Consider the following 22,676-nt stretch of genomic DNA (forward strand, 5'->3'; position numbering starts at 1 on the left):
TATCCGGGGTTTTCCCGGGGATGCTCACTAACTGTTTTTGGTAAGTGAGTGATTATCCAATATTAAAAGCGATTGAAGGGGAAATAAAACCGGATGGGTGCTGCGACAATGAGTGACAACAACCATCAATTAGGGCTTTAGTCAACGGCCACCTGTCCCAATGTGGAGGGGAGTCCACCGAAACCTTGCCAACCGGCTCTTGCCGGTACTTCTGGGAATTCTCCCTTTGACCGCCCCCTTACAACTTCAGCTCTTCGTTTTGGCGTGATCCATCATTATTTATTATCGGATATTAACGTCATTTTAATGCGTTCAATTTCTCGCCGAATGTTGTCCTTTTTCATCGCTTTCTCGAATCGCTGCCCATTGATAAACAAATTATTGGTGTCGCTCACGCCACTACGTACTCCGGAGCGCCGGTCTTCAAGCACGCGTTTCCTATTTTCTTCGGCAAACATTTCTTTCTGAAATCGATCGGTATTCAAATTTACATGACGAGCACATTTCAGCAGGTTTTCATCTTCCAGATGATTTTGATGGTCAAACAGTTCGTCATGCATTTCCCAAAACTTGCCCTGGTCGGCGGCGGCCTCTGCCGCCATACCTGCGTTTTCGGCATGCGGATGGCGTCGGCTAAGCGGAAGATGCCGATAAATATATCGGATGTACCCATTCTCATCCTGCATAATCTCGTCTACCATCTTATATATTCGGCGACTTGTTTCACACTCATAGTCCCCATACTGCAAGAGGGTAATTTCCGCATCGCGGTTTCCACGCTGGTGATCTTCATCAATGACAGGAGGCTGCAACGTATCCTCCGTTTCTTCTTCTTGATCCTGATTAGAATGCGGGCGACGAACAAAATCCGGCAACGTAGTATTACGACCAAACAACCATTCTTTCCATGTAAGCTCCAGCTGACCACAGTCCCGATCGGGAAAACGACTCTGACGGGTTTGGGAATAATTGAGAATAGCCACCAGTATCACTCCGCCCACCGTATTGCCTAACGTAACGGCCGAAAAGAAATATCCAAACTCACCCCATCCTGCTAATCCCTGAAAAATTAAATAAAGCACCTCGCAAGCACCTATAATACAGTGGAACAGATCAGCTATAGGAATAAGATACATCAGTATAAAAACAATAGCGATGCGAGCCATGGCATCCCGTACGGCGTGGGTCAGCCATACCATCGAGGCTACAATCCATCCTGCCAATACGCCTTTCCAAAACAGATCATTCCAGGATACGCTCAGGGCATGTTCTCCAAAGCCCCGGGCCACTTCGGCCGCTTCGGCCGCAAAGATGCCGGTGTTGGCCAATGCATACGCCAACGCTCCTGCCCCAATAACATTTGCAAATAGCACTATGCCCCAAACGCGCAGCAGCGCGGGCACGCTGGCAATCCGTGTGAGCACGTGCGTGACAGGGGTAAGCGTATTTTCGGTAAACAGCTGATATTTGCCGGCTACAATCAGTATAAATCCAAGGGGATATAACATGTTACCGAGGAACAACGAAGACTCCGGACCTACGGCGGCCGTCATCGCAGCCCGGGCCACAAATGTAAGGCCGATAGACAGCCCCGCAGCCACTCCGCTTAGAAAAAGGAGACGCGCAGTGCGGCTAAAATCCTCATCGGCTGTGGCTACAATGCGATGAAAAATTTCATCCGTCGAAAATATATCACGAACGGCCTGTCCGCCCGCGGGTGCACCGCTTTGGGACTGGTCAATTTGTTCTCTGATACTGTCTGTCTTCATGGAGTTCTTCTATTAAATTAATCGAAATAACGAAATTCTATTTACTAATTCTTACTTACACATCGATTGGAAGAATAATGCTAACATTTGATATCGAGGAAGGATTTATTGAATAATCTATCTGGTCATAAAGGTATCGCTAATCTGATGCACGTGCAATTACCGTTGGCAGTCTTACATTTGTTTGAGCCTGCTTTACCATGGATCATCAATGTAATATCCCAAGAAATACTATTGATGTATCAACACATAACTCTATGTCATTACAACTGTCAAATATCCGATACCGAAACGGATCTCTTACTGTAAACGTTTACCCATTCCACGGTTAATGACATTAATACAAGCAATTAATACCATTTATGAGTACACAGATGAAGGCATCATATTTTGAAGAATTTGGAGAGCTGGATCATATTCAAACGGGAACCCTCGAGCGCCCTGAACCCGGGGAAGGCGAAGTCCTCGTCCGCGTAAAAGCGGCAGGTGTAAATCCCGTAGATGCAGCCGTAGCCCGGGGCATGCTTAATGAAGTAATCCCCGCAGAGTTTCCCGCTGTTCCGGGCTGGGACATGGCGGGTATAGTTGAAGAGCGTGGATTTGCTGCACGGCGATTTGAACAGGGAGATGAAGTGTATGCGTACGCCCGTCGCCCTACCGTGCAGTACGGAACTTTTGCAGAGTACGTATCTATTCCTGAAAGCTATGTTGCCCAGCGCCCGCAACAAATTACAATGGAAGAATCTGGCGCTGTCCCATTGGTCGGATTAACTGCCTACCAGGCACTGTTCCAGTTTGGAAATCTGGAAAAAGGTCAAACATTATTGATACTGGGTGGCTCTGGTGGGGTAGGAACCATAGCTATTCAGCTGGCAAAAACCGTTGGTGCTACAGTCATAGGCGTGGCCAGCGGTCGTAACCAAGACTACATGAAAGAGCTTGGTGCCGATGAAACCATCGATTATAGTGCCGGTAATGTGGGGGAAGCTGTAAAGACAGTAACACCGGATGGGGTGGATTTTATCTTCCACTGTTCCCGTGGAAAATCGCTCGATCAAAGTATTGGCACGCTAAAAAGCGGCGGACAACTTATTTCCATTACCCACAGAAATCCGAAAATCCCAGACGATACTAAATTTCGGTACGTATTTGTTGAGCCCAATGCCAGGCAGTTAACACATATACAGCAGCTGGCTGATGAGGGATATATTACGGTGCCGGTTTCTAAAACCTTTGATTTAGATGAGGTACCGATGGCTCTGCAAGAGATTGAGTCGCTGCATACACGAGGAAAAACTGCTATTATTCCTTAAAAAAATTAAGATCGGCGACACCCATTATAATTTCGAATATATGACCCGGTTACCCCTCAAGCAGTTTTTCGAGTTCTTCCATATCCACCGATTCTGACACCTTACCTTCTGCAAGGTTCTTCATAGCCTTATCAATCATCTCCAAGGTACACCTAAAATTTCATCAGAGTGGATCAACTCCCGTGGACTAAGGGTAACAAATTCGTCTCCAAACTCAGTAATATAGTGGTACTCTGTACGGGCTCCTCATATGATCAGGTGTTTTGGGAAGTCGATCTTGGCAGCGTATTCCCTTTTCTTTTCTGCAGCATTCATAGCTTACTCCTTGCCTGTTAGGTTCTATTATATCCAGTTGGATATCAAAATCCCATAGATAGGATAATTTTCACAGTTATACTACCAGTTGTTAGAAATGATGGTATATGGAGCTGAAATATTATAATCTAATGCAACAATGATTACATCGACCGATGTCGTTCTGCCCGTTTACGCAACGCCTCATACATGCCATCCACTTTTTCATCCATTTTTTGAGGGTCATTTAGGTTTGTTTTGATGTCATCTATCCGTTGTTGGCCACCAAGTACAACTTCTATCTCACCGTTAAGTAATCCCTCGATAGAGGCCCGTGCCACTTTTTGGGGGCTATCCATATCGCCTGTATTTGCCGATTCCATCATTGGGGTATCAGTAGAGGTAGGATAGACCGTCATCACGTGAATCGGATAATCAACCAGTTCTCTGCGCATCGCTTCAGAAAAATGTTTAACGCCCGCTTTTGTGGCTGCGTAGACACTGTAAAATGGCATGGCAATATATCCGAGTCCAGAGGAAATATTCATTATAGCCGCTTCGTCGCTCTTCTTGAGCAGCGGCAGGAAATGCTTGGTCATATAAATAAGTCCCGTGAGATTAACATTAATCTGCCCCAAAATATCCTCATCACTGATCTCCTCTAAAAGTCCGGCACTGACTACCCCGGCGTTATTGATCAAGATATCAAGGGAGCCCCATTCTTGTTTTATCGTTTTCGATGCCTCTTTTACATCGCTTAGTACAGATACATCTCCCTGAATTTTCAAGAATCGAGCCGAGGGAAATTGGTCTTCCAGATCATCCAACTTTTCAACGGTTCTCCCCATGACGGCTATATCAGTAATATCCTTTACCGAAAGTTCTTCAATTAACGCTTTCCCGATACCGGCACTTCCTCCCGTAATCAGAACATTCTTATTTGATAATCTCATAATCTGCCTCTGATAGTTTATTTAAAGAATACTGTCTTTTTTCAGATCAATTTCATACCAAGATAAACCACTTGTTAAAGGTATTAATTTTGTAAGTAGTCTTTTTGATACATTAAAGCCAAAATACTGTACCTGGCCGTCTCACTTACGGCCCTGCAGGTGATGGGCACCGAAACGTTTGGAATGACAGTGGCATTCTGATTATTTCTTTTTCTGTATTTATCTCCTGATATTTCAGTTCAAATTATTAGTCAAATCAAGTAAGTAAGACATGCTTTATACCAAGTTGATGAAGTTGTCAGGAGTTACGCTAATCCTCTTTGCACTCTCTTTCAATAATACAAACGCCCAGCATCACGGCTCTACCCCGCTTTCGGCTCCCGGCAATCAAATTTTTGGTGCCATTCAGGAGACGATTACAGCTTTGGAACAGGATCCCAATACCAATTGGGAACAGGTTGACCTGGAAGCGCTGAGGCAGCACCTGCTGGATATGAAAGCCTTTACCGAAGAGGTAGAAGTGCTTGAAAAGCAACCTGTAGAACAAGGCGTAGAACTGCAGGTTCGACCATCTACAGAGCGAGCCAACGTAGCTCTGAAACGCGTGTTGTCCATGCACCCTATGATGCTCAAAAAAGAAAAAGGCTGGACCATGGAATCCAGGCATAAGAATGGGGTGTGGACCATTACCTGTACGTCTGCTAATTCAAACGAAGTTCCTAAGATTAGAGCTCTGGGCTACATTGGACTCTTGGCTGCCGGAGTACATCATCAACACCACCACTGGATGATCGCCACCGGGCAAATGGATTATCCACAAAAATAAATGAAGAGTTTTCATGGGTTTCCCAACTGTTGTTACATGGAACCATATAAAAATTGCCTTTTTATGGCCTCCGACCACTGCTTATATCAAATTTAAGGATTCAATAAAAATGCGATGCCGCCATTTCGACGACATCGCTTGAAATTCATTATTCGCAGGCCGGACAAATCCGACGCAACATAGGATCAGTGGGACAGGAATCCGCATTCTTGGCATTGAGTGCCTGTTCGACGACCTCATCCCCAAATTTTTCCCGGGCTTTGGCTTCCAGTGCTCCTTTACTTTCCTCATCATCAGTATCGGCTGATTTGGAAACGGAGCCATTATGGTCGGAACCTGCCGCTCCGAAACCACGACGTGAGCCCCGCTTGTTGACGCTTTCGGTATATTTTTCGCCTTTCACCACCTTGTCAATAAAGCAGTAGTAAGTGGATTTCAATTTCTTTTCCCAGGCATAGAGGTAGATTTCATCCATGCTGTCGCGCAGCTGCTCGTCGATATAGAGCGATTTCGAGACCGACTGATCAATGGATTCCTGGAAGGCCGAGGCGATATCAACCTGTCGCTTAGGGTGAATTTCATAAGCTGTTTTGTACAGGTTCTTGTTGATGACGCCATCCAGCTCCTTTATCGGCTGAACCGAGCCGTTATTCGCCTTGATGGTCTGCGCCATCTCTTCGCTCCAGAATCCTTTCTGTTCCAGGTCCTCTATCAGCTGACGGTTGATCACAATATGCTTGCCGGAAAGGGTATCCCGGGAATAAAGATTGCTGAAGTAGCTGTCGATGGAAGACGTCGTGCCGGAAATAATTGAGATGGAAGCGGTAGGCGCAATTGCCAGCAGTACGGCGTTTCGGCGCGGCTCGTAATCATAGGGATCCCCCTGGTCTTCCATCTTCTGGTAGTGTTTGAACGCCCCGCGCTCTTCAGCCAGCTCCTGCGATGTGCGATAGGTAATGTTGCGCATAAAGGATCCCAGCTTACGTGCCAGCATCACTGCTTCTTCGGAATCGTACGGGATGTCCAGATCCACAAGCGCTTCGGCAAAGCCCATCATGCCGACGCCCAGCGGTCGCAGATCCATCGTATTCTTCTTTGCGGCCTCGGACGGGTAGAAATTTTTATCCAGGATGTTGTCGAGTCCCCGTGTCATGACCTCCAGCGTATCCTCAAGCTTGTCCCAGTCGATATCGCTGTTGTCTTCGTTAAGGTGTTTCGACAAGTTCACCGACGCCAGCGTGCAGACGGCCGTGGAGTCGGGTCGGTTGGGGATGGAGATCTCGGTACACAAATTCGAGCTGTTAATCACGCTGTACTCGGGACACGGGTTATGGCGATTGTGCTCATCCTTGAAAATGAGCCACGGATGACCCGTTTTAGCCAGCTTGAACAGGTATTTTTTGAAGAAGTTCTGGCTGTCACGTTTCTCATAATGCTCCAGCTGATCAGCCTCGGCCTGCTTGATACGTTTCTCATACTTCTTCTTGAAATCGTCGCCCACGGCATCCACCAACTCCGGGCATTCGCCGGGATCAAACAGGTAGATCGGTTCGCCTTCCTTGATGCGCCGCATCATCTCGTCCGGCATCCAGAGGCTGGTATTGAGTGACGGGGTGCGGAAATAGGCGTTACCGGTAGTCTCCCGCAGATCCAGAAATCCGTCGATATCAAGGTGCCACGGCTGCATCGACATCACCTGCGAGCTGCGCCGGCGTCCGCCCTGCTGGATGGAGTTTACCAGCGTATCAAACACTTTGATGAATGGGATCGCACCCGAGGAAGGTGCATTCAACGATTTGATGTTGGAACCGGTTGCCCGGATACGGGTCACATCGGTACCCACGCCTCCGGCATACTTGGCCAGAAAAGCGGTCTCCCGCACTTTATCCATAATGGAGTCCAGCGAATCATCGATCACGCTCACGTAACAGGACGAATATTGCGACGTGGTGGTGCCCGAGTTGAACAGCGTGGGCGTGGAGTGCAGGTACTCCAAATTCGAGAGTTTGTTATATATCTTTACGATCTGCTCATTGGAATTGCCGATCCCCATGGCCACACGCATGAAAAACCATTGTGGTTTCTCAATCGTCCGATCCTCGCGATTTTTCATCAGATAGCGATCTTTCAGCGTAGTCAGCCCAAAGTAGCCCAGCAGTCCGTCGCGGTCGAAATTGAGACTGTCGGCCAGCAGGTCGAAGTCAAACTCTTTAAGCCGTTCATCCAGCAGGCTTTGGTCAAAGGCCTGTTCCAAGTACTCTTTGAATCCATCCAGCCGGCGGTCAATATCCTTGTTGATGATCTTCAGCAGCTGGCGCGTGGCCAGCGTATCGTAGACCGGGTGCTTGGGGATGAGCTGCTCGATGGCCTTGAGCACCAGCCGGTCGAGCTCTTCGGTGGTGACCCGCTCGGGGACTTTCAGGTCAAGCTCTTTCATGATTTTGAAGACGAGCTCATAATCATCCTCGACTTTTAGTCTCTGGATGATTTCGAATATCGCGTTGATTATTTTTTGGGTGCGGAAAGGCTGTTCCGTGCCGTCGCGCTTTATGACTGTACGTTTCATAGTTGAATGTTTTAGTAATTAGTGTATTCGGTAGATGAGACTTCGAAAAAGTTGATCAGCTTTTTTACGTCTTCTTTCTGCAGGAATCGCAGTGGATTTTCATTAATATGAAACTCCTGCCGAAAGCCGAGCTCCTGCAATCGCCGGTCAGTGATATATTTCAGGTACCGCTCCATCTCTCCGGATGAAATGCCCAGGATCGTCCGGTCGCCAAATCGATGTTTGACATACTCAATTTCCAGGGAGGTTCCCTCCAGGATGACATTCCGGATATCCTGCACGTACTCGGTATCCTTCACAATTTCCGGATTTTCTTCCAGCATAATCAGGATAGCTTCGATGCCGTTTTGCAGGTGCAGCGATTCATCGATCAGTACCAGTTCCACCCCGGAAACCACGTTTTTCATCTTGGCCATATCCTTGAGCGCAAAGAAATGGGCGAATGAGGAGTAAAAGAAAATCCCTTCTAAGATGATGTTATTTAGCAGAATGGCCCGAAGTACCTTTTTTTGTCCCTCGAGTGTTTCGGGATTAATTTTTCCGTGACTTATTTTATCGATCTCATCGACAATAAGATTTTGCTTTTTCCGCAATATCGGATCGTCGAAGGCCACATCGTACATCTTCTCGCGGTCCAGTCCGAAGGACTGCAGTACAATCTCAAAGAAGTCGCTGTGGATATTCTCCATAAACAGCTGGGTGCTGAAGCTCATCTTTGCGTGTGGATCGGTGAGCAAAGGGAAAAAGGAATTGACCAGCACGTTTTGCACCAGCAGCTCCGACGAGCAGAAATAGCCCACAGCCGTATCAAAAAGCTCTTTTTCATCGTGGGTCAGCGTGTGATAGTCGAGGGCATCCTGCTGGATGTTCAGCTCTTCGGGAAACCAGACCACCTTTTTCTGTTTTTCGTACAACTCTTTAAAGATGGGATACGAGGGATCCTCGCTCAGTTTGATATTTTCGCGTACAGACGTACGCCCAATCAGTTTATTATTCATACTTGTGATTTTTGAATTCCTGGTTTTCATGATAGAACTATTGCTTAGCAGGAAATTACTTGCGTATTATCCTGTAATCCTCGCGCCATGGCAAAGCTGGTATCGATGGGATAGCTGTAAATTTTGTCATTTTCTTTCTCATACAGATCACGATCTGGTATGGCGCCGACCAACAGGGCCATATCCAGCACCTGATCGTAGAGCGAAAAATCATTTGAAGGTACCAGGTCGATTCCCGCATCTTTCTGGGTGGTCCAGTGCATCACCTTGAAGATCGAAATTGATTCATTCAGTCTGGCTTTGCCGGTCTCTCCCTTCCAATACGGTTCTATTACTTTCTTCAGGTCTCTGTTGATACCTATCCGCGGGTATCCAAGATTGTGGGTAATCATAGCAATTCGTTTTAGCTTGCAATTCTGAGGTGGGATGCAAAACGTTGAAGGGCAGGAGTTCACGGAGCTGGTGAGATCAGTAAAAACAGTCGGGTATTCCATACCTGCCTTTCAACAACGCCTTAACTCCCGAAGGCCTCGTTTACTGATTTAAAGGCAGGTCTCCTGACTTACCGACAATTTCTTCGAACCTTCCCGCCTCGTTTGGGGCTGAGACAGTGGTTAAATCAAAGAATATTCCGGATTACAGTTGCGGGTACAGCTCCAGCATTTCACTGGATTCCCTTTTCACCCCGACAGAATCGGGGCACCTTCAAACCTGTATTCAAGAAAAGAGCTGCCGCTCTCATTGTCAACGAATACTTTTCCACAAAAAAGTCGAGTTGTTAACAATTCGGCTTTCTTATTGAGCTCCTGGGGATAGACTATCTCTAAATTACGGTAAACTGTATATTCCTGTAGAATCATCCGGAAGATGAAACGTGTTCAACCTGCGAAGCTATTGTTGCTGAACTTTGCCGGCGAGTACGTTTATTGATAGGTTGGCGGGCAATTTCCACCAGCGTCTTGCGCATGAGCCCTATTTCGGTGAAATGCAGGTTAGAAGTTTAGGGCAGAGATTCCTACTCTCATATATTCTGTTATCTCCCTGTAGCTGCTGTTAAAAGCACTAAATACGATATCCTGTTTTCCTCGCCACTTCTTTTGTGAATTGCAAAAATCGGGATGTAGCCGCACAACGTCTCCAATTATGATCAAGACAGGGTTTGTCAATTCATTTTTGCGTACCTCATCCACAATCGTATCCACCGTGCCCAGGGCGATCTTCTCCCCCGGCAGCGAGCCTTTCTGGATGACCGCAACAGGCGTATCCGCACCGCCGTGATTGCGAAAAATCTGCGTAATTTCGGGGAGCTTCCGCATCCCCATCAGGATGGCGACGGTGGCCGAAGACCGGGCGGCCAGCTTCACATCTTTCGAAACCGTACCGTTGCGCGTCACGCCGGTGGTCACCCAAAAACTTTCGTTAACACCGCGCTTGGTTAGCGGTATGCCCTGCAGCTCCCCAACAGACGTACAGCTGGAAATACCGGGCACAATTTCCACCGGGATGTCGTGATCCCGCGCATGGCAAAGCTCCTCGTGCCCGCGACCAAAAATGAACGGGTCACCGCCCTTCAGCCGCACCACGCACTTGCCCTCGTTCGCCTTTCGGACAATAAGATCGTTCGTGCTCTCCTGGCTGTTTTGCGATGAGCCCGCCTTTTTCCCCACGTAAATTTTCTCAGCGCGGGGTGGTGCATAATCCAGTAGATCGGGATGGGAGAGCGTGTCATACAGCACCACATCGGCCCGGGCCAGGGCTTTAGCCCCCTTGATGCTTATCAGATCGGGATCGCCGGGGCCGGCCCCCACCAGTATGAGCTTGCCACCCCCGGCCGGTATATCAGGTTGAGTTTCTGTGGATTTAGTCAATGGCATAAGCAAAGTAGCAGAATAAAAGTACAAATATTTAAAATTACGGCTTTATGGAAATTTTGCCTATTTAATTTAATAAAATTATTCACTTTGACTAAAGTATAAATATATAAAATGAAAATTAACTCTATTTTTTAGTTTGAAAGTTTTATTAATTGATGTTAACATGCGAGCTGAAATTCAATACTTGCATAAATTAGTAAGGTTTTATTGAATTTTAAACTAAAAATATTAAGAATTTCGTCTTGACATTCTGCGCATGCAGCAGGTGTGGACCATAAAACTCAATCACTCGTTATGTCACCAGCTAAATCTCCCGAACCGGAACACATTGTCGTTGTTGGAAATGGGATGGTGGGCTACAAGTTTTGTGAAAAGCTCATCAACAAGGAAACGAGCACCAATTTTAAGATTACCATTTTTGGCGAGGAGCCCCGCCCGGCATACGACCGCGTACAGCTGAGCTCCTACTTTGCCGATGCGGACGAGGAGGACCTGCAGATGGCCCCGCGCTCCTGGTACGAGGAGCAGGGCATTACCCTGTTTACCGGAGAGCTCGTGGTGGATCTGGATCGCAAATCCAAGACCGTAACCTCCCAGAAAGGGCGCACGGTTTCCTACGACAAGCTGATCCTGGCCACCGGCTCCAGCGCGTTTGTGCCTCCCATCGACGGTACCGACAAGAAGGGCGTATTTGTGTATCGCACGCTTGAGGATCTGGATGCCATCACGGACTATGCCCGGGGCGCCGGCAAGGCGGCGGTAATTGGCGGCGGACTGCTCGGGCTGGAGGCGGCCAAGTCGGCCATGGACCTCGGGCTGGAGACCAGCGTCATCGAATTTGCCCCGCGCCTGATGCCGAAACAGCTGGATGAGATCGGCGCTCATGCATTAAAGACGGCGCTTGAAGAGCTGGACCTGGAAATTCTGCTGAACAAGAACACTACGCTCATCGGCGGCAATGGCACGCCCGAATACCTCGACTTTGAAGATGACGATCGCCTGGAGGCCGACATGGTGATTATCTCCGCCGGAATTCGTCCACGCGATGAGCTGGCCCGCAAAGCCGACCTGGAAGTGGGCAAGCGCGGCGGCATCATCGTGGATGACAAGATGAAAACCAGCGATCCCGATATTTATGCGATCGGGGAATCCGCCCTGCACCGCGGCATGATCTACGGCCTGGTGGCCCCCGGCTACGAGATGGCCGATGTGGTGGTGGAGAACCTGGCCGGTGGCAATGAGGAGTTTACCGAATTCGATATGTCCACCAAGCTGAAGCTCGTCGGCGTGGATGTAGCCAGCTTTGGTGATGTGTTTGGCGAGTCGGAAGAGAACAGCAAGAAAGTAATTATCGACAACAAGGCGAAGGGCGTGTATAAGCGTATCAACGTCTCTGAGGATGGCGATCGCCTGCTGGGCGGCATGCTCGTCGGCGATGCTGATGACTACAACATGCTGCTGCAGATTGCCCAGAATGGCTTCTCGCTGCCACCTGATCCCGTGGACCTGATTATCGGCAAGCGCGACGAGGAGTCCGGCGCCGGCCAAAAAGTCTATGATTTTCCCGATGACTCGATCATCTGCTCCTGCGAGAGCGTGACCAAGGGCGAGATCTGTGAGCTCATCGAGGAGGAAGGCAAAGAGGATATCGACAGCATTAAAAAATGCACCAAGGCGGGCACCGGCTGCAGCGGCTGCGTGCCGATGCTGGACGACCTGCTGACCCAGTCGATGGAGGCCCGCGGCAAAGAGGTGCGCAAGGTCATTTGCGAGCATTTCGATTACACCCGCCAGGAGCTCTTCGACATTATCAAAGTCAAAGAGCTGCACACCTATGACGAACTACTGGATGAGGTGGGCGAAGGCAACGGCTGCGAAAAGTGCAAGCCGGTGGTCGCCTCGCTGCTGGCCAGCGCCTTCAACGAGCACGTGCTGGAAGACCGCGATACCATCCAGGATACCAACGACCGCTTCCTGGCCAACATCCAGCGCGGCGGCACCTACTCGGTGATTCCACGCGTACCCGGCGGCGAAATCACGCCCGACAAGCTGATCACCATCGGTGAGCTCGCCAAGAAATACAATCTCTACACCAAAATTACCGGCGGGCAGCGCATCAACATGATGGGCGCCCGCGTGGATCAGCTCCCCGATATCTGGGAAGACCTTATCGAGGCCGGCTTCGAAAGCGGTCATGCGTACGGAAAGGCGCTCCGAACGGTGAAAAGCTGTGTCGGTTCCGTCTGGTGCCGGTATGGACTGCATGAATCGGTTTCCTTTGCCATCGAAATTGAGGAACGATACCGCGGATTGCGGGCTCCCCATAAACTCAAAGGCGGCGTTTCCGGCTGCGTGCGCGAATGCGCCGAAGCCCAGGCCAAGGACTTTGGCATCATCGCCACCGAAGAGGGCTGGAACCTGTTTGTCTGCGGAAACGGCGGTACCAATCCCCAGCACGCCAAACTGCTGGCCACCGATCTCAGTGAAGAAACGCTTATCAAATACCTGGACCGCTTCCTGATGTTCTACATCAAAACGGCCGAACACCTGGATCGCACCTCTACCTGGCTCAACAAAATGGAGGGCGGCCTGGACTACCTCAAGAAAGTGGTCGTCGAAGATTCTCTTGGCATCGGCGAGGAGCTGGAGCAGGAGATGCAGCAGCTGATCAACGTCTATTCCTGCGAATGGAAAGAGGTGGTCAACAATCCCGAGCTGCGCAAACGGTTCAAGCATTTCGTCAACTCTGAGGATGTCGATCCCAGCGTCAAATTCAAGGAGTACCGCGAGCAGCCCGTGCCCGCCGCGGCCGGCTGGGAAGATGAGGAGTAAAACAATTCCCCATTCATTTAACAATCAACCACGAAGAGCACAAACTACACTAATTCTTTGTGTCCTTTGTGGTTACATAAACCCAATCCCTGTTATCATCCAAATCACAATCCCTAAAGTTTCCCAACTAGAAAAATGGAAGCACAACAAGATGTCATTGAATGGTACAAAGCTGCCAGAGTGGAAGATTTTCCAAAAAACGGCGGCGCCTGCGTGAAGCTGCAGGACAAGCAGATTGCCGTATTCAATTTTACACGGCGTGGCGAATGGTTCGTCTGCCAGAATATGTGTCCCCACAAAAAAGAGATGGCCCTTGCCCGCGGTATGATCGGCGAGAGCGAGGGCGATCCGAAAGTAGCCTGTCCCTTTCACAAACGGGCCTTTAATCTCTACTCCGGGGAGAATATAAACGGTGACCAAGAACCGGTTGAAACCTACCCGGTGAAGGTGGAGGATGGATTCGTGTATGTCGGCCTTTCATAGCTTTTGTTTCATCACCGGCTACGTCAAGCGTCCACGCTTGACAACATGAAGCTTAATTCTTTCCAAGCGCGGACGCTTGGAAGAGCAGTGCTTTAAAATGCTCCATAATCCACAAGTGCGTAACTGATCAGTCCGACCCAGCCGCTTAAATATCACAGCCGGCGGTCCTAATTATCTGTTCCAACAGTGCTTCCAACATAATCCCTATGATCCTATCCGATACGAATAAATTATATACGTTCATTTTTGCCTGCCTGGCTTTCCTGCTGCTGGCAGATTATGCTCTCGCCCAGTTCACTCTCTCCGGCGAACTGCGCCCGCGTACCGAGCTGCGCCATGGCTATAAAACATTGCCTGCCGAGGGTGCTGAGGCTGCTTTCTTCACCGAACAGCGCTCCCGCCTGAACCTGGATTACAGCAAAGAGTTGTACGAAATAGGCCTCAGCGTGCAGGATGTGCGCATCTGGGGCAGCACCGGCCAGCTCAATAAAACCGATGGGCGTTTTTCGGTACACCAGGCATGGGGGCAGATCAACTTTAACAAAAGCCTCTCATTGAAAGCAGGTCGCCAGGAACTGGTGTATGACGACCAGCGCATCCTCGGCAGCGTGGGGTGGACCGCCCAGGGCCGCAGTCATGATGCGCTACTTTTGAAGCTTGACCAGGAAGACTGGTCGCTGCACGGTGGCCTCGCGTTCAACCAGGATAACAATCCACCGGAGCCCGCCAAACTGTTCGACACTTATTATTCCGGCGTCAATAATTACAAAACGCTGCAATACCTGTGGTATCACCGCGAGCTCGAATCTACTTCATTTTCAATACTGGGCCTGAATAACGGCGTTCAGCTGCCGGACAGCACCGTTAATTTTACCCAAACCGTCGGACTCACAGGTACGCACAAAATTTCAGATTTTGGCGTCAACGTCGCCTTCTATTACCAAACCGGCACCGATCCCACCAATACTGATGTAAGCGCCATGCTTGCCTCGGCGAGTCTCTCCTACTCAGGGTTGGATAATATGAATCTGACGCTCGGCGCCGACTACCTCTCCGGAACCCAGCCCGACCAAGCCGACAACCACTCCTTCAACCCGCTGTACGGTACCCATCACAAATTTTACGGCTTCATGGATTACTTCTACGTGGGCAACCCGCATAATCAGCCCATTTCATCCCACAACAATAGTGTGGGCCTGGTGGATCTGTTTGTTAAGTCCGGGTTCAGTTTGTCTGAAAAATCCTCGCTGTCGGCCGCACTGCACCAATTTTATTCACCGGTCGATATCGTCGATCCCAATAATCTCTCAAGCACAATGAGCAGCACGCTGGGCACAGAAATTGATCTTGTTTTTTCGCACGCCCTGTCGGATGAGGTAAGCATCGGGGCCGGGTATTCCCAGCTTTTTGGCACCAATTCACTAGAAGCGATTAAAGGCGGAAGCAGCAGTCCAACCAGCAACTGGGCCTGGCTGATGCTCAGCTTTAATCCTGTTTTTATTTCGATGTAGCAACCGATCCCTAATCCCAATCAATCCCTAACAAAAACTACTGTCGGGTAAGACCAATGAAAACCACAAAAGATACGAACAAGGCAACACGCATAAACCTGTTCAGTTTTGCTGCACCGCACATGCGGACTTTTCACCTCTCCTGGATCTCCTTTTTTCTATGTTTTTTCGGGTGGTTCGGGGTAGCGCCGCTGATGGCTGTGATCCGCGAGGAATTGAGTCTCACGCAGTCGCAGATCGGTAATACCATAATTGCCTCGGTGGCCATCACCGTCATTGCACGGATATTTATCGGGCGATTTTGTGATAAATACGGTCCGCGGCTGACTTACACCGTGCTGCTCATCTTTGGATCTATCCCCGTCATTGGCGTGGGGCTGAGCAACAGCTACGAGACCTTCCTGCTGTTCCGGCTGGCCATCGGTATTATCGGGGCCTCGTTCGTGATAACCCAGTACCACACCTCCGTTATGTTTGCGGATAATGTTGTGGGCACGGCCAATGCCACTTCCGCCGGATGGGGGAATATGGGCGGCGGCGCCACACAGATGATCATGCCGATGATTTTTGCAGGATTCGTCTTTCTCGGTTTTGAGGATACGTCCGCCTGGAGATGGGCGATGGTCGTACCGGGTGTGCTGATGATCGTGCTCGGCATCCTGTACTACAATTTTACGACAGATACGCCCAAGGGCAACTTCTCAGAACTCGAGGTTGACTCCGTGGCTGAGCTGGAAGGCGATGATGCAGAGCAGGAAGGGGAGCCATCTATGCTGGATGTGATGAAAGACTACCGCGTGTGGAGCCTTTTCGCAATCTACGGCGCCAGCTTTGGCATTGAGCTGACTATCAACAACATCGCGGCCATCTATTACTACGATTACTTTTCTTTGGATCTCGAAACCGCGGGCCTCATCGCCGGCCTGTTCGGACTGATGAACCTGTTTGCACGACCGCTGGGCGGGTATCTCGGCGATAAGTTCGGGATCGAATTCGGGCTGAAAGGCCGGGTCCGATTCCTCTTCGTGATGCTCTTCCTGGAAGGCCTGGCCCTGATGCTGTTCTCCAGCATGACGGTGCTGACGCTTGCCATTGGAACGATGATTGTGTTCAGCCTCTGCGTGCAGATGGCGGAGGGCGCTACTTACTCCGTGGTACCATTCGTCAATCGAAAAGCTGTTGGTGCCGTCTCCGGCATCGTGGGAGCCGGCGGAAATGCAGGCGCCGTCATGGCCGGGTTCCTGTTCAAGTATGAATCCATTACCTATCCCGAAGCCCTCTTTGTTCTGGGCGTCGTTGTTAGCATCACTTCGCTGCTGGCCTTCACCGTACGCTTCAGCTTTGGTGATGAGAAGGAAGCCCTCTACGAGCTGGAAGAAGCGATATCAGAGCCTGTTTTACAGACCGAGCCCGCTTTGGCAGATTAAATGAGTGTTATTCGTGATGCGTAATGCGTGATGGCTGCCGCTGTTACGAATTACGTATCACACGTTATGAATCAGAGAATAAAACGAAATACGCACTACTCCTTTGGGGGATTTGTACTCCCGGCTACAATTCAATCCTCCTGTCCTCCTTCTCCAAGGAGGAACTCATAGATGCAGAGTAATACCTGATAAATCAAAAAATAAGCACTCCCAAAGTCCCTCTTGGAGAAGAGGGATTTAGGGAGATTGACAATAGCAATTGAGAAAATTGAATAAGTAGTAATCCAATATGACCCAAACCGGAACCGAGAAATTTAAATCCACCTGCTCCTACTGCGGTGTGGGATGCGGCGTTGTCGTCGAGAAGAACTCGAACGGTCAGATTAAAGTCACCGGCGACGAATCCCATCCCGTCAACAAGGGCATGCTCTGTTCAAAAGGCATGAACCTGCACTACACCGTGGCAGACCACTCCGACCGGCTGCTCTATCCCCAGATGCGGTGGGCGCGCAACCAGCCCCGCCGTCGCGTGGATTGGGATACCGCCCTGGATCGGGCCTCCGCCGTATTCAGAACCTTTATTGATAAATACGGCCCGGATTCCGTGGGTTTTTACGTTTCCGGGCAGTGCCTCACCGAGGAGTACTACACGGTAAACAAGCTGGCCAAAGGGTTTGTGGGCACCAACAACGTGGACACGAACTCCCGGCTCTGCATGAGCTCGGCGGTAGTGGGCTACAAAAAGACGCTGGGCGAAGATTCCGTGCCGATCAGCTACGAGGATATTGAGCTGGCCAACTGCTTTTTCATCACCGGTGCCAACCCCGCGTGGTGCCATCCGATCCTGTTTCGACGAATCGAAGCCCACAAAGAGAAGCATCCCGATGTGAAGATCATCGTCGCCGATCCGCGGGAAACGCAGTCCTGCTCCATAGCCGACCTCCACCTGCAGCTCAATCCCGGTACTGATACGCCGCTCTATCACGCTATAGCACGCTGCCTGATCGAAAGCGGAAGAATTAATGAAAAGTTCATCGCTAATCACACCGATGGGTTTGAAGCGTTCCGGTCGCAGGTGATGGAACAGTCGCTGGAGGAGGCCTCCGAGACCTGTGGCCTAGAGATTCGCGAGATCAAACAGGCGGCCCGGTGGATCGGTGATGCCAACGGCTTTATCTCAATGTGGGCGATGGGCCTTAACCAAAGCGTGGACGGCACCGACAAAAACCTGGCGCTGATCAACCTCTCGCTGATTACCGGGCAGATCGGCAAACCCGGCTCCGGACCCTTTTCGCTGACGGGACAGCCCAACGCCATGGGCGGACGAGAAGTGGGCGGCATGGCTAACCTGCTTTCCTCGCACCGCAATCTCAGCAATCCCGATCACCGCCGTGAAGTAGCCCAGCGCTGGGGCGTGGATTCCGTACCCGCCGAACCGGGCTACACCGCCACCGAAATGTTTGACGCCCTGCGCAGCGGAGACATGAAGGCGGTCTGGATTATCTGCACCAATCCGGTGGTGAGCCTGCCCAACTCCGCCATGGTGGAGGAAGCACTAGAGGAGGCCAAGTTTGTGATCGTGCAGGATATCTCAAAAGACTCCGAGACCGTGGATTATGCGGATCTCGTCCTGCCCGCCGCCGGCTACCTCGAAAAAGAGGGTACCATGACCAACTCCGAGCGCCGCATCAGCTACCTGAATAAAGTAGTGGAGCCGCCCGGCCAGGCCCTGCCCGATGCCGAAATCCTGTGCCGTTTTGCCCGGAAGATGGGGTACCACGGCTTCGATTTTGAGACCGCCGCAGATATTTTCAATGAGCATTGCTACCTGACGAAAGGCACCAATATCGACATCAGTGGATTGAGCTATGACTACTTGAAAGAGCACGGTACCGTTCAGTGGCCCTTCCCCGAAGGCGCGCAGGAGGGTACAGATCGCTTGTTTACTGATCATCGATTTTACACCGAAAACGGTCGCGCCCAGATTCATACCCAGAATGTAAAAAAACCTGAACGCGAGGGCGAAGACAAGCCGCTGGTGCTGACGACGGGCCGTATCCGCGACCAGTGGCACACTCGCACTCGTACCGGCAAGATAAGTCGGCTCAACCAGCATATCGATCAGCCGTATGTGGAGATTCACCCGGAGGACGCCGGAAAACGAAATATTTCTGAGGGCGATGTGGTGGAAGTGATTAACGATCGTGGAACCGTGCGCGTGCAGGCTGTGCTTTCCGATGAAATAAAGCCGGGGGTGGTGTTCATTCCGATGCACTGGGGCAAGATTTTGAAGAACGACTTTTCGCGTGCCAATAACCTGACGAGCGACCGCATCGACCCGGTATCCAAAGAGCCGGATTTCAAATATTCTACCGTCGAAATTTCCAAGTTTACAAAGGCGAAGGAGAATATAGTAGTAGTGGGAGCCGGGGCGGCCGCCTACCGTTTTGTGAACCGCTACCGTGAGCTGAAAACGGACGATGAGATCGAGGTTTTTTCTAAGGAAGAGTACCCCTTCTACAACCGCGTACTGCTGCCCGACTATATCAGCGGCGAGTTGAGCTGGGAGCGCCTGCAAAAGATGAAGGGCGACCAGCTTGCTGATCTGGATCTCACTGTCCATGAAGGCACAAGCGTGGAGTCCGTGGATCGCAAAAACAAGACCGTTACTGATCCTGAAGGAAAAACACACAGCTATGATCAGTTGATCCTGGCTACCGGAAGCCGCGCTAATTTCCCCAGGGATATTCCAAATCTGCCCGGCGTGTTCACCATCCGCCACCGCACCGATGCCGACAAACTGCGTGATTATACCAATAATGAAGGGCACGTGGTTATTGTAGGCGGCGGACTGCTGGGGCTGGAGATGTGCGCCTCACTGAGCGAGGCAGATATGGAGGTTACGCTCGTGCACCGCAATCCGCGACTCATGGAACGCCAACTGGACCAGACCGCCAGCGAGCTGCTTTTCGAGCACGTCCGCGACCGCGGAATCAACGTCATTTTTAATGATGAGGTGGAGCGGCTTTCTCAGGATGGCAAGGAAATTCAGGCCGGCCTAAAGAGCGGCAAATTTCTTGACTGCAAGGCGGTCGTTTATGCCATCGGCACGCGTCCCAACACCGGTCTGGCCAGCGAGGCCGGGCTGGAGTGCAAGCGCGGGGTAGTGGTGAACGAGCACCTGCAGACCAGCGATCCGAGTATCTATGCGATTGGTGAAATTGCCGAATTCCGCGGATCCATGAACGGCATTACGGCTGCGGCTGAGCAGCAGGCAAATATCGCGGCCGGCTACATTTCGGGTGATCTCTCAAGCAACTATGCCGGATCGCTTTCCATGAATATCCTGAAGTTCCCCGACTTGGATCTCTGCTCGCTGGGTATGACGGAAATCCCGGAAGATGATTCGGAATACGAAGAGATCGTGCTGCTGGACCGCTCCCAGCGATTCTATAAAAAGTGTATCGTCCACCAAGACAAGCTGGTCGGTGCTATTTTAATGGGTGACAAGGCTGAGTTCAACGACTTCCGCATGCTGATTGAAAGCGAGCTGGAGCTCAGCGACCGCCGGAAAGAGTTGCTGCGCTCCGGTCAGGCGATGCCCCCGATGAAGGGCGAACTCATCTGCTCCTGCAACAACGTGGGCGACGGCAATGTGAAGGAAGTAATTAAAGATGGTTGTACGGATCTGAACAAGCTCTGCCAGGAAACCGGCGCCGGGACCGGCTGTGGAAGTTGCAAGCCGGAAGTGAAAGCGATTCTGGAGCAGGTGAGCAATGAGCAATTGTTAAAAGAGCAGTAATCATGTAGCTCGAAGCGCTGCTTCGTAAACGTCTCAACTCGAAGCAGCGCTTCGAGCTACAAACTATCGTTCTTCCAAGCGTCCAGGCTTGGAAATAACGGCGCGAAGTGTCAAGCGTGGACGCTTGACACAGCCTATTAGTACATCTAAATAACAAATAACTATTAACCAATAACTAGAACTTGATGAAGAAAACCGACCTCATACGAGCCTTCATCCCCGGCGGACTTTTATCCCCGAGAGATTTCAGAAAGATTCTCGACATTGCGCGGGATATGGGGAACGAGACCGTCCATTTTGGCTCGCGGCAGGATATTATGTTTCCGGGCGACGAGGTGGACCAGCGGAAGCTGGATGAGGAGTTTGGATCCATTCGTACGCAGTACGAGTGGAGCGGGCAGCGTTACCAGAATATTGTGACTTCGTTTGTGGCTGTCGATATTATGCCGACTACCCCATGGGTGACGACCGGCACCTATTATAATGTGCTGGATACGTTTGACTACCGGCCACGACTCAAGGTGAATGTCACTGATCCCAAGCAGAGCCTGGTGCCGCTGTTTAACGGGCAGCTCAATTTTGTGGCTTCTGAACATGAAGACTACTGGTATCTATTTCTGAAATTTAATCCCACGGATGATCTACGGCGATGGCCGGTACTTATATCCAGCTATGACATCGGGAAGGTGGCCGCGGCCCTGGAGCAGCTTTACTTTGACGCCAACCGGGATCAGTCTGTTGCCACCGATTTATTGTTTCAAAACATCAACCAAGAGCTGCAAACCAACAACCGGACCATCGACAAAGAACTGGAGCTGCCGTCCGAGCCGTTCCCCTATTACGAGGGGCTGAATAAGATGGCGGGCAGTAAGTACTGGCTGGGGTTGTACTGGCGGAACAACCGGTACACCATCTCGTTCCTGGAAAAAGTGTGCGATCTGTGTTCGCGGACCAACATCGGGAAGATCATTATCACCCCGTGGAAGTCGTTTATCGTGAAGGGAATCCGTGAGGAGGATCGCGACAAGTGGGAGCTGCTTTGTGGCCGGAATGGAATTAATCTGCGGCACTCTTCGCTGGAGCTCAACTGGCATCTGCCGGTATTGAATGAGCATGCCCTGAAGCAGAAGAAATACCTGGTGAATGTGTTCGACAAGCACGATATCAGCACGTATGGGCTGACGTTTTCGATCAAGGAACGACCGATCAACCTGTTTACGTCTGTTGCCATTTTGATGCACCCTAGCATTCGCCTGTTTGGGAAATATAATCTCCAGAAGCGATACAACGTATTTTACAGTAAGAATTTTAATCCCAATGAGGAGAAATACATTCCGTTTGCGATGCATGTGACCAAGCGAGAGCTGCCTAACGTGCTCATGAAGCTGAGCCGGATCTATTACGATCAGCTGGATGACGACGGGCAGGATCGAATCTGGGAGGAACCGGAGGAGGCACCCGATACCCAAACTGTGCATCAGTGCCCTGACTGCATGACGATTTATGACCAGCGGTATGGCGATCCCACAGCAGAAATCCCGGAGGGGACGCCGTTTGAGGATCTGCCTGAGGGGTATAGATGCCCGCTTTGTGAAACGCCGAAGTCAGAATTTAAAGAACTTGAAATGGAACTTGAGGGAAGTAAGGTGAAATGCCAAAAATAAGGGTTCACGCAGAGTCGCTAAGCCGCAGAGTTCTATAAATCGTTCTTTGCGTCTCCGCGTCTTTGCGAGATTCTTTAACAATTTGTAAACCAGCAAAACAAAAAGATATGTCACTAAACCTGAAACTCTTTGGAATAACGAAAGATGTAATTGGTACCAAAGAGCTGGAGTACAACGTCTCATCTGCTGCCAGCGTAAGTTCGTTAAAGCAGAAATTGATTGAAGAATTTCCTGAACTGGACAGCCTCAGGTCGCCGGCTATTGCGGTAAACGGGGAATATGCCAGCCAGGATCTGCCACTGACGGAGCAGGATGAGATTGTGCTTATTCCACCGGTCAGTAGCGGGTAGTTGCTTGTTGGTGT

15 protein-coding genes and 1 riboswitch are annotated in these 22,676 nt (G+C 50.4%); of the genes, 9 read left to right on the top strand and 6 right to left on the bottom strand.

The window, feature by feature from the left end; translation table 11 throughout:
* Positions 1-275: 275 nt before the first annotated feature.
* Positions 276-1,769 carry a formate/nitrite transporter family protein gene (locus ACG2E4_RS10950; protein WP_395276570.1) on the bottom strand — a complete coding sequence of 498 codons (1,494 nt, stop codon included), beginning with the start codon at positions 1,767-1,769 and terminating at the stop codon, positions 276-278.
* A gap of 362 nt (positions 1,770-2,131) precedes the next feature.
* On the opposite strand from ACG2E4_RS10950, the gene ACG2E4_RS10955 reads away from it, so the two are divergent.
* Positions 2,132-3,082: an NADP-dependent oxidoreductase gene (locus tag ACG2E4_RS10955; protein WP_395262129.1), complete on the top strand. Its 951-nt coding sequence runs from the start codon at positions 2,132-2,134 to the stop codon at positions 3,080-3,082.
* Positions 3,083-3,540: 458 nt separating this feature from the next.
* Here ACG2E4_RS10955 and ACG2E4_RS10960 read toward each other — a convergent pair whose 3' ends face one another.
* Positions 3,541-4,329 (bottom strand): SDR family NAD(P)-dependent oxidoreductase, encoded by a 789-nt coding sequence (locus ACG2E4_RS10960; protein ID WP_395262128.1) that lies wholly within the window; start codon positions 4,327-4,329, stop codon positions 3,541-3,543.
* A gap of 271 nt (positions 4,330-4,600) precedes the next feature.
* Between ACG2E4_RS10960 and ACG2E4_RS10965 the strand changes: the two genes are divergently transcribed.
* The gene (locus ACG2E4_RS10965) at positions 4,601-5,155 is read left to right on the top strand and encodes a hypothetical protein (protein WP_395276571.1); all 555 of its coding nucleotides are present in this window, start codon (positions 4,601-4,603) and stop codon (positions 5,153-5,155) included.
* A gap of 148 nt (positions 5,156-5,303) precedes the next feature.
* Here ACG2E4_RS10965 and ACG2E4_RS10970 read toward each other — a convergent pair whose 3' ends face one another.
* The 4 genes from ACG2E4_RS10970 to cobA all read right to left on the bottom strand — a co-directional run bounded on the left by ACG2E4_RS10970 (position 5,304) and on the right by cobA (position 10,593).
* Positions 5,304-7,721, bottom strand: a complete 2,418-nt coding sequence (locus ACG2E4_RS10970) for a ribonucleoside-diphosphate reductase subunit alpha (protein ID WP_395262126.1) — start codon at positions 7,719-7,721, stop codon at positions 5,304-5,306.
* A gap of 11 nt (positions 7,722-7,732) precedes the next feature.
* A complete protein-coding gene (locus ACG2E4_RS10975; protein WP_395262124.1) occupies positions 7,733-8,719 on the bottom strand; it encodes a ribonucleotide-diphosphate reductase subunit beta in 987 nt (328 codons plus the stop codon).
* Between the two features lie 44 nt (positions 8,720-8,763).
* Positions 8,764-9,111 carry a hypothetical protein gene (locus ACG2E4_RS10980; protein ID WP_395262123.1) on the bottom strand — a complete coding sequence of 116 codons (348 nt, stop codon included), beginning with the start codon at positions 9,109-9,111 and terminating at the stop codon, positions 8,764-8,766.
* A 137-nt stretch (positions 9,112-9,248) separates the two neighbouring features.
* Positions 9,249-9,441, bottom strand: a riboswitch (cobalamin riboswitch).
* Between the two features lie 270 nt (positions 9,442-9,711).
* On the bottom strand, positions 9,712-10,593 hold the full coding sequence (cobA, locus tag ACG2E4_RS10985; protein WP_395262122.1) for a uroporphyrinogen-III C-methyltransferase: 882 nt from the start codon (positions 10,591-10,593) through the stop codon (positions 9,712-9,714).
* Between the two features lie 294 nt (positions 10,594-10,887).
* On the opposite strand from cobA, the gene nirB reads away from it, so the two are divergent.
* From nirB to ACG2E4_RS11020, 7 genes are all read left to right on the top strand, one after another.
* Entirely contained in the window at positions 10,888-13,425 is a 2,538-nt protein-coding gene (gene nirB / locus ACG2E4_RS10990) for a nitrite reductase large subunit NirB (RefSeq protein ID WP_395276572.1), read from the top strand.
* A 135-nt stretch (positions 13,426-13,560) separates the two neighbouring features.
* Positions 13,561-13,908 (top strand): nitrite reductase small subunit NirD, encoded by a 348-nt coding sequence (gene nirD / locus ACG2E4_RS10995; RefSeq protein WP_395276573.1) that lies wholly within the window; start codon positions 13,561-13,563, stop codon positions 13,906-13,908.
* A gap of 206 nt (positions 13,909-14,114) precedes the next feature.
* On the top strand, positions 14,115-15,419 hold the full coding sequence (locus ACG2E4_RS11000) for an alginate export family protein (protein WP_395276574.1): 1,305 nt from the start codon (positions 14,115-14,117) through the stop codon (positions 15,417-15,419).
* Positions 15,420-15,475: 56 nt separating this feature from the next.
* On the top strand, positions 15,476-16,846 hold the full coding sequence (locus tag ACG2E4_RS11005; protein ID WP_395276575.1) for a NarK family nitrate/nitrite MFS transporter: 1,371 nt from the start codon (positions 15,476-15,478) through the stop codon (positions 16,844-16,846).
* Positions 16,847-17,135: 289 nt separating this feature from the next.
* On the top strand, positions 17,136-20,648 hold the full coding sequence (locus ACG2E4_RS11010; RefSeq protein WP_395276576.1) for a molybdopterin-dependent oxidoreductase: 3,513 nt from the start codon (positions 17,136-17,138) through the stop codon (positions 20,646-20,648).
* Positions 20,649-20,833: 185 nt separating this feature from the next.
* On the top strand, positions 20,834-22,312 hold the full coding sequence (locus ACG2E4_RS11015; protein ID WP_395276578.1) for a rubredoxin: 1,479 nt from the start codon (positions 20,834-20,836) through the stop codon (positions 22,310-22,312).
* Between the two features lie 107 nt (positions 22,313-22,419).
* Positions 22,420-22,662, top strand: coding sequence for a MoaD/ThiS family protein (locus ACG2E4_RS11020; protein WP_395276579.1), 243 nt, complete (start codon positions 22,420-22,422; stop codon positions 22,660-22,662).
* The last annotated feature ends 14 nt before the right edge of the window (positions 22,663-22,676 follow it).

This window comes from Halalkalibaculum sp. DA384 (assembly GCF_043951955.1).
In the GTDB taxonomy this organism is placed as follows: domain Bacteria; phylum Bacteroidota; class Rhodothermia; order Balneolales; family Balneolaceae; genus JAMQKA01.

Excerpts from the sequence above, each read along its gene's own strand:
- ACG2E4_RS10950 (WP_395276570.1), bottom strand. The coding sequence starts at position 1,769 with ATGAAGACAGACAGTATCAGAGAACAAATTGACCAGTCCCAAAGCGGT.
- ACG2E4_RS10955 (WP_395262129.1), top strand. The coding sequence starts at position 2,132 with ATGAGTACACAGATGAAGGCATCATATTTTGAAGAATTTGGAGAGCTG.
- ACG2E4_RS10960 (WP_395262128.1), bottom strand. The coding sequence starts at position 4,329 with ATGAGATTATCAAATAAGAATGTTCTGATTACGGGAGGAAGTGCCGGT.
- ACG2E4_RS10965 (WP_395276571.1), top strand. The coding sequence starts at position 4,601 with ATGCTTTATACCAAGTTGATGAAGTTGTCAGGAGTTACGCTAATCCTC.
- ACG2E4_RS10970 (WP_395262126.1), bottom strand. The coding sequence starts at position 7,721 with ATGAAACGTACAGTCATAAAGCGCGACGGCACGGAACAGCCTTTCCGC.
- ACG2E4_RS10975 (WP_395262124.1), bottom strand. The coding sequence starts at position 8,719 with ATGAATAATAAACTGATTGGGCGTACGTCTGTACGCGAAAATATCAAA.
- ACG2E4_RS10980 (WP_395262123.1), bottom strand. The coding sequence starts at position 9,111 with ATGATTACCCACAATCTTGGATACCCGCGGATAGGTATCAACAGAGAC.
- cobA (WP_395262122.1), bottom strand. The coding sequence starts at position 10,593 with ATGCCATTGACTAAATCCACAGAAACTCAACCTGATATACCGGCCGGG.
- nirB (WP_395276572.1), top strand. The coding sequence starts at position 10,888 with ATGTCACCAGCTAAATCTCCCGAACCGGAACACATTGTCGTTGTTGGA.
- nirD (WP_395276573.1), top strand. The coding sequence starts at position 13,561 with ATGGAAGCACAACAAGATGTCATTGAATGGTACAAAGCTGCCAGAGTG.
- ACG2E4_RS11000 (WP_395276574.1), top strand. The coding sequence starts at position 14,115 with ATGATCCTATCCGATACGAATAAATTATATACGTTCATTTTTGCCTGC.
- ACG2E4_RS11005 (WP_395276575.1), top strand. The coding sequence starts at position 15,476 with ATGAAAACCACAAAAGATACGAACAAGGCAACACGCATAAACCTGTTC.
- ACG2E4_RS11010 (WP_395276576.1), top strand. The coding sequence starts at position 17,136 with ATGACCCAAACCGGAACCGAGAAATTTAAATCCACCTGCTCCTACTGC.
- ACG2E4_RS11015 (WP_395276578.1), top strand. The coding sequence starts at position 20,834 with ATGAAGAAAACCGACCTCATACGAGCCTTCATCCCCGGCGGACTTTTA.
- ACG2E4_RS11020 (WP_395276579.1), top strand. The coding sequence starts at position 22,420 with ATGTCACTAAACCTGAAACTCTTTGGAATAACGAAAGATGTAATTGGT.